This window comes from Candidatus Margulisiibacteriota bacterium (assembly GCA_028706105.1).
Lineage (GTDB): Bacteria > Margulisbacteria > Riflemargulisbacteria > GWF2-35-9 > DYQY01 > DYQY01.
Genome location: JAQWCF010000050.1, coordinates 1 through 13,881, shown reverse-complemented (window position 1 = coordinate 13,881; position 13,881 = coordinate 1). Strand labels below are relative to the sequence as shown.

The 13,881-nt window shown below is 36.9% G+C and carries 13 protein-coding genes and 1 other RNA gene; 7 read left to right on the top strand and 7 right to left on the bottom strand.

From position 1 onward, the window contains the following. The 3 genes from PHF25_06240 to PHF25_06230 form a co-directional block, all read right to left on the bottom strand. Nucleotides 1-531, bottom strand: a 531-nt coding sequence (locus PHF25_06240; protein MDD4527619.1) for an RluA family pseudouridine synthase, incomplete at its 3' end; no start/stop codon positions are given. Nucleotides 532-544: 13 nt separating this feature from the next. Next, nucleotides 545-955, bottom strand: a complete 411-nt coding sequence (lspA, locus tag PHF25_06235) for a signal peptidase II (GenBank protein ID MDD4527618.1) — start codon at nucleotides 953-955, stop codon at nucleotides 545-547. Further along, nucleotides 955-2,139: a phosphoglycerate kinase gene (locus tag PHF25_06230; protein ID MDD4527617.1), complete on the bottom strand. Its 1,185-nt coding sequence runs from the start codon at nucleotides 2,137-2,139 to the stop codon at nucleotides 955-957. Before PHF25_06230 ends, lspA begins: the two co-directional genes overlap by 1 nt. Nucleotides 2,140-2,323: 184 nt before the next feature. Between PHF25_06230 and PHF25_06225 the strand changes: the two genes are divergently transcribed. Next, nucleotides 2,324-3,055 (top strand): lysophospholipid acyltransferase family protein, encoded by a 732-nt coding sequence (locus PHF25_06225; protein MDD4527616.1) that lies wholly within the window; start codon nucleotides 2,324-2,326, stop codon nucleotides 3,053-3,055. 6 nt (nucleotides 3,056-3,061) lie between these two features. Here PHF25_06225 and PHF25_06220 read toward each other — a convergent pair whose 3' ends face one another. The 3 genes from PHF25_06220 to eno all read right to left on the bottom strand — a co-directional run bounded on the left by PHF25_06220 (nucleotide 3,062) and on the right by eno (nucleotide 5,125). Continuing rightward, entirely contained in the window at nucleotides 3,062-3,535 is a 474-nt protein-coding gene (locus tag PHF25_06220) for a S1 RNA-binding domain-containing protein (protein ID MDD4527615.1), read from the bottom strand. Continuing rightward, entirely contained in the window at nucleotides 3,528-3,755 is a 228-nt protein-coding gene (locus PHF25_06215; GenBank protein MDD4527614.1) for a hypothetical protein, read from the bottom strand. The genes PHF25_06220 and PHF25_06215 overlap by 8 nt, the downstream gene beginning before the upstream one ends. A gap of 83 nt (nucleotides 3,756-3,838) precedes the next feature. After that, a complete protein-coding gene (eno, locus tag PHF25_06210; GenBank protein ID MDD4527613.1) occupies nucleotides 3,839-5,125 on the bottom strand; it encodes a phosphopyruvate hydratase in 1,287 nt (428 codons plus the stop codon). Between the two features lie 178 nt (nucleotides 5,126-5,303). Between eno and PHF25_06205 the strand changes: the two genes are divergently transcribed. Continuing rightward, nucleotides 5,304-6,752 (top strand): MATE family efflux transporter, encoded by a 1,449-nt coding sequence (locus PHF25_06205; GenBank protein MDD4527612.1) that lies wholly within the window; start codon nucleotides 5,304-5,306, stop codon nucleotides 6,750-6,752. 1 nt (nucleotide 6,753) lies between these two features. On the opposite strand, the gene rnpB is transcribed toward PHF25_06205, so the two are convergent. Next, nucleotides 6,754-7,074: RNase P RNA component class A (gene rnpB, locus PHF25_06200), an RNA gene on the bottom strand. 247 nt (nucleotides 7,075-7,321) lie between these two features. Between rnpB and PHF25_06195 the strand changes: the two genes are divergently transcribed. From PHF25_06195 to gdhA, 5 genes are all read left to right on the top strand, one after another. Further along, on the top strand, nucleotides 7,322-7,975 hold the full coding sequence (locus PHF25_06195; GenBank protein MDD4527611.1) for a peroxiredoxin: 654 nt from the start codon (nucleotides 7,322-7,324) through the stop codon (nucleotides 7,973-7,975). 109 nt (nucleotides 7,976-8,084) lie between these two features. Beyond that, the gene (gene nuoE / locus PHF25_06190; GenBank protein MDD4527610.1) at nucleotides 8,085-8,543 is read left to right on the top strand and encodes an NADH-quinone oxidoreductase subunit NuoE; all 459 of its coding nucleotides are present in this window, start codon (nucleotides 8,085-8,087) and stop codon (nucleotides 8,541-8,543) included. A gap of 78 nt (nucleotides 8,544-8,621) precedes the next feature. After that, on the top strand, nucleotides 8,622-10,346 hold the full coding sequence (gene nuoF / locus PHF25_06185) for an NADH-quinone oxidoreductase subunit NuoF (GenBank protein ID MDD4527609.1): 1,725 nt from the start codon (nucleotides 8,622-8,624) through the stop codon (nucleotides 10,344-10,346). A gap of 65 nt (nucleotides 10,347-10,411) precedes the next feature. After that, nucleotides 10,412-12,472 carry an FAD-dependent oxidoreductase gene (locus tag PHF25_06180; GenBank protein MDD4527608.1) on the top strand — a complete coding sequence of 687 codons (2,061 nt, stop codon included), beginning with the start codon at nucleotides 10,412-10,414 and terminating at the stop codon, nucleotides 12,470-12,472. Between the two features lie 97 nt (nucleotides 12,473-12,569). Continuing rightward, nucleotides 12,570-13,881 (top strand): NADP-specific glutamate dehydrogenase (gdhA, locus tag PHF25_06175; GenBank protein ID MDD4527607.1); only part of this gene is annotated, 1,312 nt, incomplete at its 3' end.

The window sequence follows — 13,881 nt, the reverse complement described above, 5'->3', positions numbered from 1 at the left end:
GGGCACTCTTCCTATTGGAGCATCAATAGAGTCTTGTTCATGCGGAAGATATCCATGAACGAGCGCTAGATATTTCTTTTCGATATTTCTAGTTTCAAAAAGTTTTGCCATTTTTTCATGAGATTCGTTGCTTTTAGCAACCACCATCAGACCAGAAGTATCTTTGTCTAATCTGTGGACAATCCCTGGACGTTCAGGTCCACCAATAGTTGAAAGTTTTTTTCCGCTGTGCAGCAAGGCATTAACAAGGGTATTGTCTTTATTTCCAGCACCTGGGTGAACGGTTAAGCCAACAGGTTTGTTAATAATGATTAAATGCTTATCTTCATAAACAATCTCAAGCTCAATGTCTGTTGGTTGGTATTCAATTGCTTTTTCATCAAGTAAGAGGGAAACAATGTCTCCATCTCTTAGGTTATGGCTGAGCTTAACGGGTTTGCTGTTAACCGTTATGGGTTCATTTTGATGGCAAGCTTTAATAAAAGAACGACTTTTCTCGGTTTGTTCACTTAACCAGACGTCAAGCCGCATAGAATGTTCGTTATTATAGACGAGGTTCATATTTTTTCTTAAATAAACCCAAGACGTATAGGAGCATGCCAACATTTATAAAAACGTCAGCTGAATTGAAATAAGGAATTAAGGGAAGCTTTATGAAATCTATGACATGTCCATAAATTATTCTGTCTAGTAAATTGCCTGCCCCTCCCGCTAGTATAAAAATGATAGCTTTCTGGTGCAAAGCATTATTTACAAAGAAAGTTTTTTTGAATATCAATAAAGTTAAAAGTAACGAGACAGTGAGAAAGACAACAAGCATAGACTTTTCACTGAGCATTCCAAAGGCAACACCAGTATTGTGAACAATAGTAAGATTCATTTTTGAGCTTAAAAAAATGATCGATAGCTTGGTGAGCTGATCGGTCATTAATAATATAAAAAAGATGTATAACATTATTTGTCTAGTAGTGCAGCAATACCTGGAAGAATCTTACCTTCTAATAGTTCCAATGAAGCGCCACCGCCTGTTGAGATGTGATCCATTTTATTTTCAAGTCCAATTTTTTTAATTGCTGCGGCACTGTCCCCGCCACCAATAATGGTAATAGCTGGAGATTTTGCTAGAGCGTTAGCGATTGCGTTTGTTCCAGTAGCAAATTTATCCATTTCAAATACTCCAACTGGTCCGTTCCAAATAATCGTTCCTGCTGTTGCTATAATTTTTTCAAATTTGGTAATAGTTTTTGGTCCTATGTCCAGCCCTTCCCATCCTTCTGGCATAGCATTATAAGGAACTATTTGAGAGTTAGCATTAGCGTTAAAGTCATCACCAACAACGATATCGTCTGCAAAAAATATTGAAACATTTTTTGTTTTTGCAGCGGTGATTATTTCTCTTGCAGTATCTAGGTAGTCAGGTTCACAGATAGATGTTCCAACGCTATAGCCTTGAGCTTTAAAGAAGGTGTAGCTCATGCCGCCACCAATTAACATGATATCAACTTTGTCTAATAAATGCTTGAGTACAGTAATTTTAGACGAAACCTTTGCTCCACCAATTATGGCAACAAATGGTCTTTTTGGTGCGGTTAGTGCTTTACCAAAGTATTCAAGCTCTTTTTCGATTAAGAGTCCTGCATAAGCTGGTAGATATTTTGTGACACCTTCTGTAGAAGCATGTGCTCTGTGTGCAGAACCAAAAGCATCATTTACATAAATATCAGCTATTGAGGCAAGTTTTTTAGAAAATTCAGGATCATTTTTAGTCTCTTCTTTATAGAAACGAACATTTTCAAGTAAAAGAACGTCACCATTATTCATTTTAGAAACGAGAGCTTCAACTTCATCTCCTACACAATCTGGGGCTAATTTAACTTCTTGTCCAAGGTGCTTGCTGAGGTTTTTTGCAACGGGTGCTAGCGAAAACTCAGGGGCTGGACCTTCTTTTGGTCTACCAAAGTGGCTACATAAAATAACTTTTGCTCCGCCGTTTTTTAAAAAATTAATAGTTGGCAATGCTTCTATTATTCTGGTGTCGTCAGTTATTCTGTCACCATCTACGGGAACATTGAAGTCGCATCTTACAAGAATTTTTTTTCCGGTTAGAGTCTTGATGTCTTTGATTGTTTGTTTCTGCATTGTGATCCTCCTAAAGAATATAAAAAAAGTTTTATTTATTATAAAGCAGATGCCATATTTTGTAAAAACAATAACCTCTCGCTAATGTAATACAAGTTTGTAGATAAGTTGATCCATGTAAAACCTTCAAAATAGTAAGACACCTTTACTTTCAAGGAAATCTTATAAGTACTATAATGAGAATATGAAAAATATATTCAATAAAATATATGCTCTTTATTTTCTTTTAATGGGTGTTGTTTTGGTTGTAGTAACTTATTTAATGTCTATAACAATTTTGTTATTTTTAGGAAAAAAAGCTAAATATACCTTAAGAAAACTGTATAAAATGAATTCTCGTCTTATTTTAATTTTGCAAGGAATCGTTCCAAAAGTAAGTGGTAAGTTTCCTAAGGGAACATTTGTTTTTTGTATGAATCATCAGAGTGATTTGGATATCTTAATTGCCTTAGCATTATTGCCCTCTGGTTTTTTATTTGTTGCCAAAGAAGAATTGCTTAGGGTTCCATTTATCGGTTCACTAATCAAAATGGCGGGGTATATCACTATAGATAGAAAGAACAATAGACGTTCAACGGAAACATTAGACCAAATAAAGATGGAGTTAACGCAAGGACGCTCAGTTTTGGTTTTTCCAGAAGGAACAAGGTCAATGGACGGAGAGATACAGAAGATAAAGCGTGGAGGGATACAGGTTGCCTTTCAGACAAGAACACCAGTGGTTCCTGTAGTTAATGATCCTGTGTTTAAGATATTTAATAAATCAGCGACAAACATTAGTTATCATAAGGTGAAGACAATGGTCGGAAAGCCAATTGTTTATGACTGGGAAAATCATAGCAGAGATTATTCTATGGAAAGTGCTATGCAGTTAGAAATAGTAATGAAAGAACTGTTGTCTAGTATTCGTAAGTAAGCTGGTTTATTTTTTGAGTTTCTTTTTCTTTTTTACGCCTTGCTTAGTTTGAATATTGCGTTTTAAGTCTATCTGCTTTTCTTCGCTTTTTTTAAGAAAGTTGAGCATTTTAGATTCAAAAGGATTAAGTTCTCCAGTTTCAGCTAGCTTTTTAGCTTTTCTTCTGTCCATTGTGGCGATTCTATTTTCTTCTGAGATTTCTGTTTCTACATGTTCTTTGGGTGGAGAAGCTTTTTTCATAGAAAGGTCATATTTGCCCTTAGGGTTTTTGCCTAGAACTTTGACCTTAACGTTGTCATTAAGGGCGACATGCTTATTAATGTCGGTAACATACTCGTTAGCTATTTCTGAAATATGGACAAGACCTTCGTTATTTCCTGGTAGTTTGACAAAGGCTCCAAAGCTTGTAACGCCTGTAACTACACCATCTACTATGGAATCTTTTTCTAATATATTTTCTTCGTTTTCTATGCTAATCACCTTTTTTGCGTATTATTTTATACGCTACCTCGTTTTGCTTAACTAGACCCAATATTGTTCTCGCTTTTTGCTCGATGTTCATTAGCGATCCAGTTTCTACAAGTTGCTCATTAAGCATTTTGTTTTTCTCTTCTTCAAAAATAATCAGTCGATTCGTAGACCGAATCTTTTGACTATAGTTAACATTATAATACAGAATCCTCAAATTCTGGTATAACATACTTGCAACCATCAGAACCAAAAGAAACGTAACGAACCGACTTCTTATAAAAGTATCAAACACTAAACCACCAAAAAGCCTTTTTACACTTTCAGATTATAAAATGATTTAATACCCTTGTAAACAGCTTCCGCTCCGAGTTCTTCTTCAATTCTTAGTAATTGGTTGTATTTAGCTATTCTATCAGTTCTGCTTGCTGAACCAGTTTTAATTTGTCCTGCATTTGTAGCAACTACGATGTCAGCAATTGTTGTATCCTCTGATTCGCCTGATCTATGTGACACTACTGCAGTGTAACCAGCTTCTTTTGCCATAGCGATAGTATCAAGAGTTTCACTTAATGTGCCAATTTGGTTTACCTTGACTAGAATAGAGTTGCAGATCCCTTTAGTAATGCCTTCTGCTAATCTTTTGGTGTTTGTAACAAATAAGTCGTCGCCAACAATTTGTATTTTAGAACCTAATTTTTCAGTCATTAATTTGAAGCCGTTCCAGTCATCTTCGGCTAAACCATCTTCAATGGAGATGATTGGGTATTTGCCACAAAGGAACTCATAGTAAGCAACCATTTCCGCAGATGTTCTCACAACACCTTCACCCTTGAAGTTGTAGTTTCCTTTGTCGAACATTTCAGAAGCAGCTACGTCTAGGGCAATCATAACATCAACACCTGGCTTGTAACCTGCTTTAGTTGCAGCTTCCATAATTACTTGAATAGCTTCTTCGTTAGTTTTTAGGTTAGGAGCAAAGCCACCTTCATCTCCAACGGAAGTATTAAGGTCTTTGGACTTTAATACTTTTTTTAGAGAATGAAAGATTTCAGCGCCACAGCGCAGAGCTTCTTTGAAAGAAGGAGCACCAACAGGCATAACCATAAACTCTTGGATATCAACGGTGTTGTCTGCGTGAGAACCACCGTTAAGGATGTTCATCATTGGGACTGGTAGTTGGTGTGCATTTGTTCCACCAATATATGAATATAAAGGAAGACCACAACTCATGGCCGCAGCTTTTGCAGCAGCTAGAGAAACACCTAGAATAGCATTTGCGCCTAATTTCCCTTTATTTTCTGTTCCATCTAATTCGATCATTGTGTTATCGATAGCTCTTTGTTCAACAGCATCATAACCAATAAGTTCTTCAGCGATTATTTCATTTACATTTTCAACAGCTTTTAGAACACCTTTTCCTAAATATCTGTTCTTGTCTCCATCTCTAAGCTCAACTGCTTCGTGTATCCCAGTAGAAGCACCAGAAGGAACAATTGCTCTTCCCATAGCTCCGTCTTCACAGAAAACATCTACCTCAATAGTAGGATTTCCTCTGGAATCCATAACCTCTCTTGCGTGAATATCTATTATTTCTGACATAAAATTATCCTCCTTATTATTAGGTCTTTTGTATTATAAAGCTAAACGCCTTACTAGGCAAAGGAATAATGGAATTCTTAGTCATTAGTAAGTGGAGGAGTTGATAAGTGATGCTTTGAGTTGGCTGAATGCTCCCTAATTATTAATTGCGCTGACAAGTTTTACCAGATATTATATTTTGGATACATTTTTTATTAGAAGGGAAGTATTAAAGATGATGGACATGACTAAAGGTGGTACAGCAAAACAAATTTTGTTGTTTACCTTACCAATGCTTATCGGGAGTGTTTTTCAACAGTTTTATAATGTTACAGACTCCATAATAGTTGGAAAATTTCTTGGCAAGGAAGCTCTTGCAGCCGTCGGCGCAGCGTTTCCCGTTATGTTTCTTTTGATTGCTCTTACGATGGGAGCAACAATGGGAATAACGGTATTAATATCGCAGTATTATGGTGCCAAGGATTATGAAAAAGTAAAAATTTGTATTGAAACTGCCTACATATTTATGATTGTTATGGCGATTGCTATTACGATTATAGGTTTTTTATTAAATGACTATATCCTTCATTTTATGAAAACGCCTGTAGAGATATTTGATGATGCTAAACTCTACATAAATGTTATTTTTAGTGGGTTAATTCTTCTTTTTGGGTACAACTCCATAAGTTCAATTCTTAGAGGCCTTGGAGATTCTAGAACGCCACTGTATCTATTAATATTTTCAGCTTTTTTAAATATTGGCTTGGATTTATTATTTATTATAGTGTTTAAGTGGGGTGTTTGGGGTGCCGCCTTTGCGACAGTAATTGCCGAGGGTTTTTCTTTTGTAGGAGGGATAATTTATTTGCAAGCTATTAATCCATTATTTAGAGTAAATTATTTGAAATTACGATTTGATAAATCAATTTTTATGGATAGCATTAGCATTGGTTTGCCAACAGGAGCACAGCAGATGTTCGTTGCTGCGGGGATGATGGCGCTTACAAGAATTGTGAATCAGTTTGGAACAAATGCGATAGCAGCATTTACTGCGGCCGGTAGAATCGATTCGTTTGCGATGATGCCAGCTATGAATCTGTCTATGGCGATGTCAACTTTTGTGGGCCAGAACATTGGAGCAGGCAAACATGAGAGGGTAAAAGCTGCCATTAAAACTAGTATTTTTATTTCTTTAATAATCTCTGTAATAATTTCGGTTTCTGTCATTTTGTTCAGCAGTCCATTATTAAGACTTTTTACTAATGATTTAGATGTTATTTCTATAGGTAAGGATTATTTATTTATTGTTGGTGGATTTTATTTTGCCTTTATGTTGATGTTTATTTTTAATGGAGCTTTAAGAGGCGCTGGAGACACTTTAATCCCAATGTTTATAACTCTTTTTTCCTTGTGGATTATCAGAATACCCGTTTCTTCTTTTCTTTCTACAAAAATGGGAACTGATGGTATTTGGTGGGGCATTCCAATTGCTTGGCTCATTGGAGCGGTGTTTTCGGGTTTATATTTTTCAACTGGAAGATGGAAGAAAAAAGTTTTTGTTAAACGTAGTATCGCGAATCTCGAGGCGATAGAGATAATTAGTGAAATTGAGCTGGATGAGCTGGAAAGAAAAGAGTGTAGGCAATAGAGATAATGGCCAGTCCGTAAGCCGGATCCTGTTCTATGTCATCATTTATCTTGGACAAACATTACTGTTTATCTCTAGCAACCTACCCGCAAATCCAAATGGAGCGAGCAACTCCTCTTTGCCTATTTGGTCTTGCTCCCTGTAGAGTTTAGCCGTTTCACCCCGTCAGGAATGCTTAGTAAAACTTCGCGGATCCTGACGGACTACGTCTCTGTTCCACTAGTCCTCGGCTTGCGCCGGACGGGCGTTACCCGCTACAGTGCTCTATGGAGTCCGGACTTTCCTCCCGTAAATAAATACAGACGATGACTCGACTGGCCAATTACATTATATAGCTTTTAATTTTTTAAGTCTCGATAGAAATTTGTTAGCCCAAAGTGATAATGTCACCCCTGAGCAAAGTAGAAATGTCACCCTTAGTACACAAGAACCTTAAACTAAAGGTTGAAGAGCGTTTGTATGGAATTTTTAAGTTCAGTTAGGGTTTAGGCGCAGAGCTAAGAACTTGAAATAATAGAGAATTCACGTATACTAAAAAGATAAGTGTTACGAAAAGAAGGAGGGACAAAATGGAAGAAAATAAGATGAATATGCCGTTATTAGGAGATGAGTTTCCGCAACTAGAGGTGCAAACAACACATGGACCAATGAACATTCCCGCGGACCAAAAAGGAAGATGGTTTGTGCTATTTAGTCATCCTGCAGACTTTACTCCAGTTTGTACTACCGAGTTTGTAGCTTTTCAAGCTAGATACGAGCAGTTTAAGGAATTAGGTTGTGATTTAATAGGACTGTCAATTGACCAGATTTTTTCACACATTAAATGGATTCAGTGGATAAAAGAGAGCATGGGTGTTGAGATTAAGTTTCCAGTGGTAGCTGCGAATGACTCAATTGCTTCTAAACTAGGAATGCTACATCCAGGTAAAGGTTCAAGTACTGTGAGAGCGGTATTTATTGTTGACCCTGAAAGCAAAGTTCGCTTGATTATGTATTATCCACAAGAAGTTGGAAGAAACATGGATGAAGTCGTAAGAGCTGTAAAAGCATTACAAATATCAGATAAACAAGGCGCAGTTGCCGCAGGTTGGCCTGATAACGAGTTAATTAAAGATAGGATTATCGTTGCTCCTGCAAAAACTATGGATGATGCAGCAGCGCGTTTAAAAGATAAATCTTTGGAGTGTTATGATTGGTGGTTTTGCCATAAACCATTGAAATAGGTAATAATAAAAAAGGCTCCGAAAGGAGCCTTTTTTATTTGTAATTATCAGAAATAAAAGTTGAATTAATCAACTTTTATTTTAAACTGCTTCATAGTAATATTATGTCATGAAGAAGAACATTCGAAGTTTAGATCAAATAATTGTGGAATGTGGCAAAGCAGAAAGTTCTGCTATTCCGATATTGCAGGCAATTCAACAGGACTATGGGTTTATTTCTAAAGAACATATGAAAGAAATATGTAGTAAAACAGAAATAAAAGCAAACAGATTATATGGAATTGCTACTTTTTATAGTCAATTTAAATTATCCCCAGCAGGAACAAACTTGATAAGAATTTGCAAAGGGACTGCTTGTCACGTAAGAGGTGCTGATAATTTGATAGATGTTATTAAAGAAGAGTTAAAAATAGGAATAGGTGAAACAACAGCTGACAATAAGTTCACACTGGAGACAGTTGCCTGTTTGGGTTGTTGCTCACTTGCTCCAGCCGTGATGATAAATGGTGAGGTTTATGGAAAACTGACAGCAGATAAGTTGAAGCAGATATTGAGGGGCGTTCAATAGTTCAAGAGTTCATTAGTTGAAGAGTTAGAGATTTGGAGGGCTAGAGAGTTGAAGGATAAAATTTTATTAAAAGTTGGAATGGGCACTTGCGGTCTTGCTGCAGGGGCACAACCCATTTATGACAAACTAAAGGAACAGGTTGCTAACTATAAAAATATAGAAATAGACTATACTTCTTGTAATGGTTTGTGTCATTTAGAGCCACTTATTGAAACAACGATAGACGGAAAAACATATATCTTTTCCAACCTTTCAGCTGATGAACTTCCCACTCTTTTAGCAGATATTGCAAATAATAATATTACGAACCAAATTAAAATTTTGGAAAAGTCAGATAAGTTAAAAGGACAAAACAGAATAGTTTTAGAGAATTGTGGAATAATTAATCCAGACAGATTAAGTGATTATCTTGAGAAAGAAGGATATTCAGCACTTAAAAATATTCTTAATAATAATATTCCTGCTGAAGAAGTTATAGATACAGTCAAGCGTTCTGGTCTTCGTGGTAGAGGTGGCGCTGGGTTTAGTACAGGAACTAAATGGGAGTTTGCGAGAAAATCGCAGAGTGAGCAAAAATATGTTATATGTAATGCGGACGAAGGTGATCCTGGTGCTTTTATGGATAGAGCTGTGATGGAAGGCGACCCGCATAGAGTTTTAGAGGGACTTGTTATTAGTGGTTATGCTATTGGAGCAAACACTGGCTATGTTTATTGTAGGGCAGAATATCCTCTTGCGATTAAACGCCTTAGTAAAGCAATAGTAGATGCAGAGGAAGCTAATTTACTAGGAAAGAACATTTTAGGTTCAGGGTTTGATTTTAAGATAATAATTAAAGAAGGTGCTGGTGCATTTATTTGTGGCGAAGAAACAGCGCTTATTGCTTCTATTGAGGGCCAACGAGGTATGCCAAGAATCAAGCCTCCGTTCCCAGCAACAAAAGGTTTGTGGGAGAAACCAACAAATATTAATAATGTAGAGACTTTAGCAAATATACCTTGGATTATTCGTAAAGGTGCAGAGAGCTTTAATAGCCTTGGTACAGAAAAAAGTCCTGGTACAAAAGTTTTTTCTTTAGCTGGAAAAATAAAAAATGCAGGGCTAGTGGAAGTAGAGATGGGCGTTCCTTTGCGAGATATTATTTATGGTATTGGCGGAGGCTCTTCAACTAAAAAAAAGGTGAAAGCTGTGCAATTGGGTGGTCCGTCTGGTGGATGTATCCCTGCTGAATTATTTGACACTTTAGTGGATTATGAAAGCTTAATGAGTACAGGGGCAATAGTTGGTTCAGGTGGAATGGTTGCTGTAGACGAAGATACTTGCATGGTTGACTTGGCCAAGTATTTTATGCAGTTTATTCAGAGTGAGTCTTGTGGAAAATGTACTTTTTGTAGAATTGGAACAAAAAGGATGTTAGAAATACTCACTAGAATGACAGAGGGAAAATCAAGTCTTGAGGAACTTAACAAACTGCAAGCTTTGGCGAAGAATGTTGGAGTAGCTTCGTTGTGCGCTCTTGGTAAGACAGCTCCAAACCCAGTAATGACTACATTAAGATACTTTGAGAATGAGTACCTCGAACATATCAAGGAAAACAAATGTTCTACGGGTGCGTGTAAAGCTTTGGTTACATATACAATTGACCAAGATAAGTGTATTGGTTGTACAAAATGTGCGAAAAATTGTCCTGTTGATACAATTTCAGGAGAACTTAAAAAGCCACATTTTATTCATCAAGAGAAGTGCATTAAGTGTGGAAATTGTGAAGCAGTTTGCCCAGTGGATGCAGTCTTGAGGAAATAAAAAAGTTTCCCTTGGTCTATGTGCTGAGTTTGTCGAAATAGGCGTTAAGGGTTGGAAGGTGAAAAATGGGTAGAATAACAATAAACAGTAAGGAATATCAATTTAAAGAGGGGCAAACAATTTTAGACGTTTGCACTAAAAACGAAATATTTATACCAACACTTTGTCACGTGAAAGAATTAGAGCCTTATGGTAGTTGCTTTGTGTGTGTTGTAGAAGTTACGAATGGTAGAGCAGGGATTTATCCTGCTTGTTCTACAGGTTGTATGGACGGAATGATTGTTGAGACAGAGAACGACAGAATTCGTGGAATTAGAAAGATGGCATTAGAGTTATTAATGTCTGACCACTTTGGAGATTGTGTTGCTCCCTGTAGCTTAGAAGGTTGTCCAGCAAATATAAATATTCAAGGATTTTTAGCTTTAGAAAAAGAAGGAAAATACCAAGAGGCAGCTCAGCTTATTCGAAAAAAAGCTCCCATGCCAAATATGTTAGGTAGAGTTTGTCCTGCTCCTTGCGAAAAAGTATGCAGAAGAAATAGAGTAGACGAAGCAGTTAGTATCAGGATCCAAAAAAGATATATTTCTGACAAAGAAATCGAACAGGGTGGACCATTTTTACCATCGAAACAAGCTAAAACCGACAAAAAAATTACAATTATTGGCGCTGGCCCAACTGGGATGAGTGCGGCTTATTATTTAGCGCTAGAAGGTCACGAGGTTACTGTCTATGAGGCGCATCCTAAACATGGTGGCATGACTAGATATGGAATCCCTTATTATAGATTGCCTGAAGATATTATTGATACTGAGTTAGATGCTATTGTTGAACAATTAGGCGTTAAAATGTTCTACAACACTACAATTGGTAAAGACATTAAGTTCGAAGAAATTTTAAATAAATCTGATGCAGTGCTGATTGCAATTGGAGCTCAAACATCTACATCTATGGATATTCCGGGAGAATCCTCCGTCAAAGTCATTTCTGCTGTAGAATATTTAGAAAAAACTGCCAAACATACACCGATTGCCTTAGGAGCTAATTCTCTGATTGTCGGTGGCGGACATACTGCAATGGATGCAGCTAGAACAGCTGTGAGAACAGGTACCAAGACAACCGTTATTTATCGTAGAAGCGAAGAAGAAATGCCAGGCAAAGATGAAATTGAGGAAGCAGTCGAAGAAGGCGTGGTCTTTCAGTTTCTTTCAGCGCCAATTAAGTGTGAAGAAGTTGAGGGTAAATTAAAAGTAACTTGTATTAAAATGGGGTTAAGTGAACCAGATAATACTGGTAGAAGAAAGCCTTTTCCAATTTCAGGAAGTGAATATGTGCTGACAGCCGATACGATGGTTATGGCTATTGGGCAAAAAGTAGAGGCCTCTTTTGTTGCTTCAGAATTAATATCGAAACGGGGCACCTTGGAAATCGATAAGAAAACTTATCAAACCAAAAACCCTAAGATTTTCGCTGCAGGAGATTGTGTTAGCGGCCCAGATTTAGTTGTCACCGCTGTTGCTGCTGGCAGAAAAAGTGCTTTTTCTATAGACCAATATCTAAAAAGCGAGATAGTGACTGGAGAGAAACCTCTTTTTAGTTCTGTCACTGGAGAATTAAACGAACTTCCAGACCAGATGTTTGCGGAATATGCCAAAGTACCAAGAATGAAAATTCCTCAGTTATCTCAAGAAAAGAGAAAAGCATCTTTTTCTTCTATCGAATTAACTTCTCCTGAAACAATGATTCAAGCGGAGGCGGAACGTTGCTTATCATGTGGTTGCGTAGAGATAAATGATTGTAAGTTAAAAGAATACTGCGAGATTTATGATGTTGAGACTCAAATGTTTGCTGGTGAAAATAGAACTTATGCTAAAGACAAGAGTCAAAAAGATGTTGTTCTTGAAGAAGATAAATGTATTAATTGTGCCTCTTGTATTAGAGTTGCAGAAGCCAACAAAAACAATAAAATGCTTGGTCTAATTAACAGAGGATTCTCGTCTAGAGTAAAACCACCTTTTAATGAAGCTATGAAAAATATTGATGCCACTGCTTATCAAGAAGTTGTTAAAAATTGTCCCACTGCTGGGATCAGGTTGGCTGGCAAAAAAATCGATTACCTTAAAGAGTAATATTTGTTAAAAGTTTTTTTCTTGATATAGAAAAATAATTAAGATAAACTTCACTAATTAAATAGGTCTTAATTTTAGAAAAAAGAAAGGAATAGAAATGAGTTCAAAATATATCAGCAGGATCATGAAAGAAGTAGCCGAAAAAAACCCTCATGAAACAGAGTTTTTACAAGCAGTTAATGAGGTTTTAGAGTCTATAGCGCCAGTTTTTGATTTGCATCCAGAATTTGAAAAAAATAAGATTATGGAAAGACTTATTGAGCCGGAAAGAGTTATTATGTTTAGGGTTCCTTGGGTTGATGACCAAGGTGAGATTCAAGTTAATAGAGGATACAGAATCCAATTTAACAGTGCAATTGGCCCATATAAAGGCGGGATTAGGTTTCATCCTTCTGTTAATCTAAGCGTTCTAAAGTTTCTTGCTTTTGAACAAATTTTTAAAAACTCGCTAACTACTCTGCCAATTGGTGGAGGAAAAGGTGGTTCTGATTTTAACCCTAAAGGAAAGTCAGATAATGAAATTATGGCTTTTTGCCAAAGCTTTATGACTGAGTTGTTTCGTCATATCGGACACAACACAGATGTTCCAGCTGGAGATATTGGTGTTGGAGCAAGAGAAATTGGTTTTATGTATGGTCAGTACAAAAGATTACAAAATGAATTTACCGGAGTTTTGACAGGAAAGTCTCTTAGTTGGGGTGGCTCTTTAATTCGACCAGAGGCAACGGGTTATGGCGTTGTTTATTTTGCTCAAGAGATGCTTCGTACAAGATGTGAAAATTTCGAAGGTAAAATCTGTGTGGTTTCTGGTTCTGGTAATGTTGCTCAATACACTATTGAGAAACTTAATGAATTTGGAGCTAAAGTTGTTACTGTTTCTGATTCTGATGGGTTTATTTATGATCCCAAAGGTATTGATGAATGCAAATTAGCCTTTATTAAGGAGCTTAAAAATGTGAGAAGAGGCAGAATTAAAGAATATGCCTGTGAATTTAAACACGCTACATATTATCCATGTGAAAACCCCTGGGGAATAAAATGCGACGCTGCCTTTCCTTGTGCCACGCAAAATGAGATTGATGTTACAGCGGCACAAACATTGCTAGATAATGGTTGCTATCTAGTTGCCGAAGGTGCGAACATGCCTACTTGCCAAGAAGGCGTGAATGCCTTTATTAAGGCTGGAATTTTGTATGGTCCGGGTAAAGCAGCTAATGCTGGAGGCGTTGCTACTTCTGCTTTAGAAATGAGTCAGAACTCTTTAAGATTAAGCTGGTGTCGTTCAGAGGTTGACCAAAAGTTACAAGCTATTATGGTTTCAATCCATAATACAGCTTATGAAACTGCAGCCAAGTATGGTTGCCCTGGTAATTACGTGGTAGGGTCAAACATTGCTGGTTTTTTAAAAA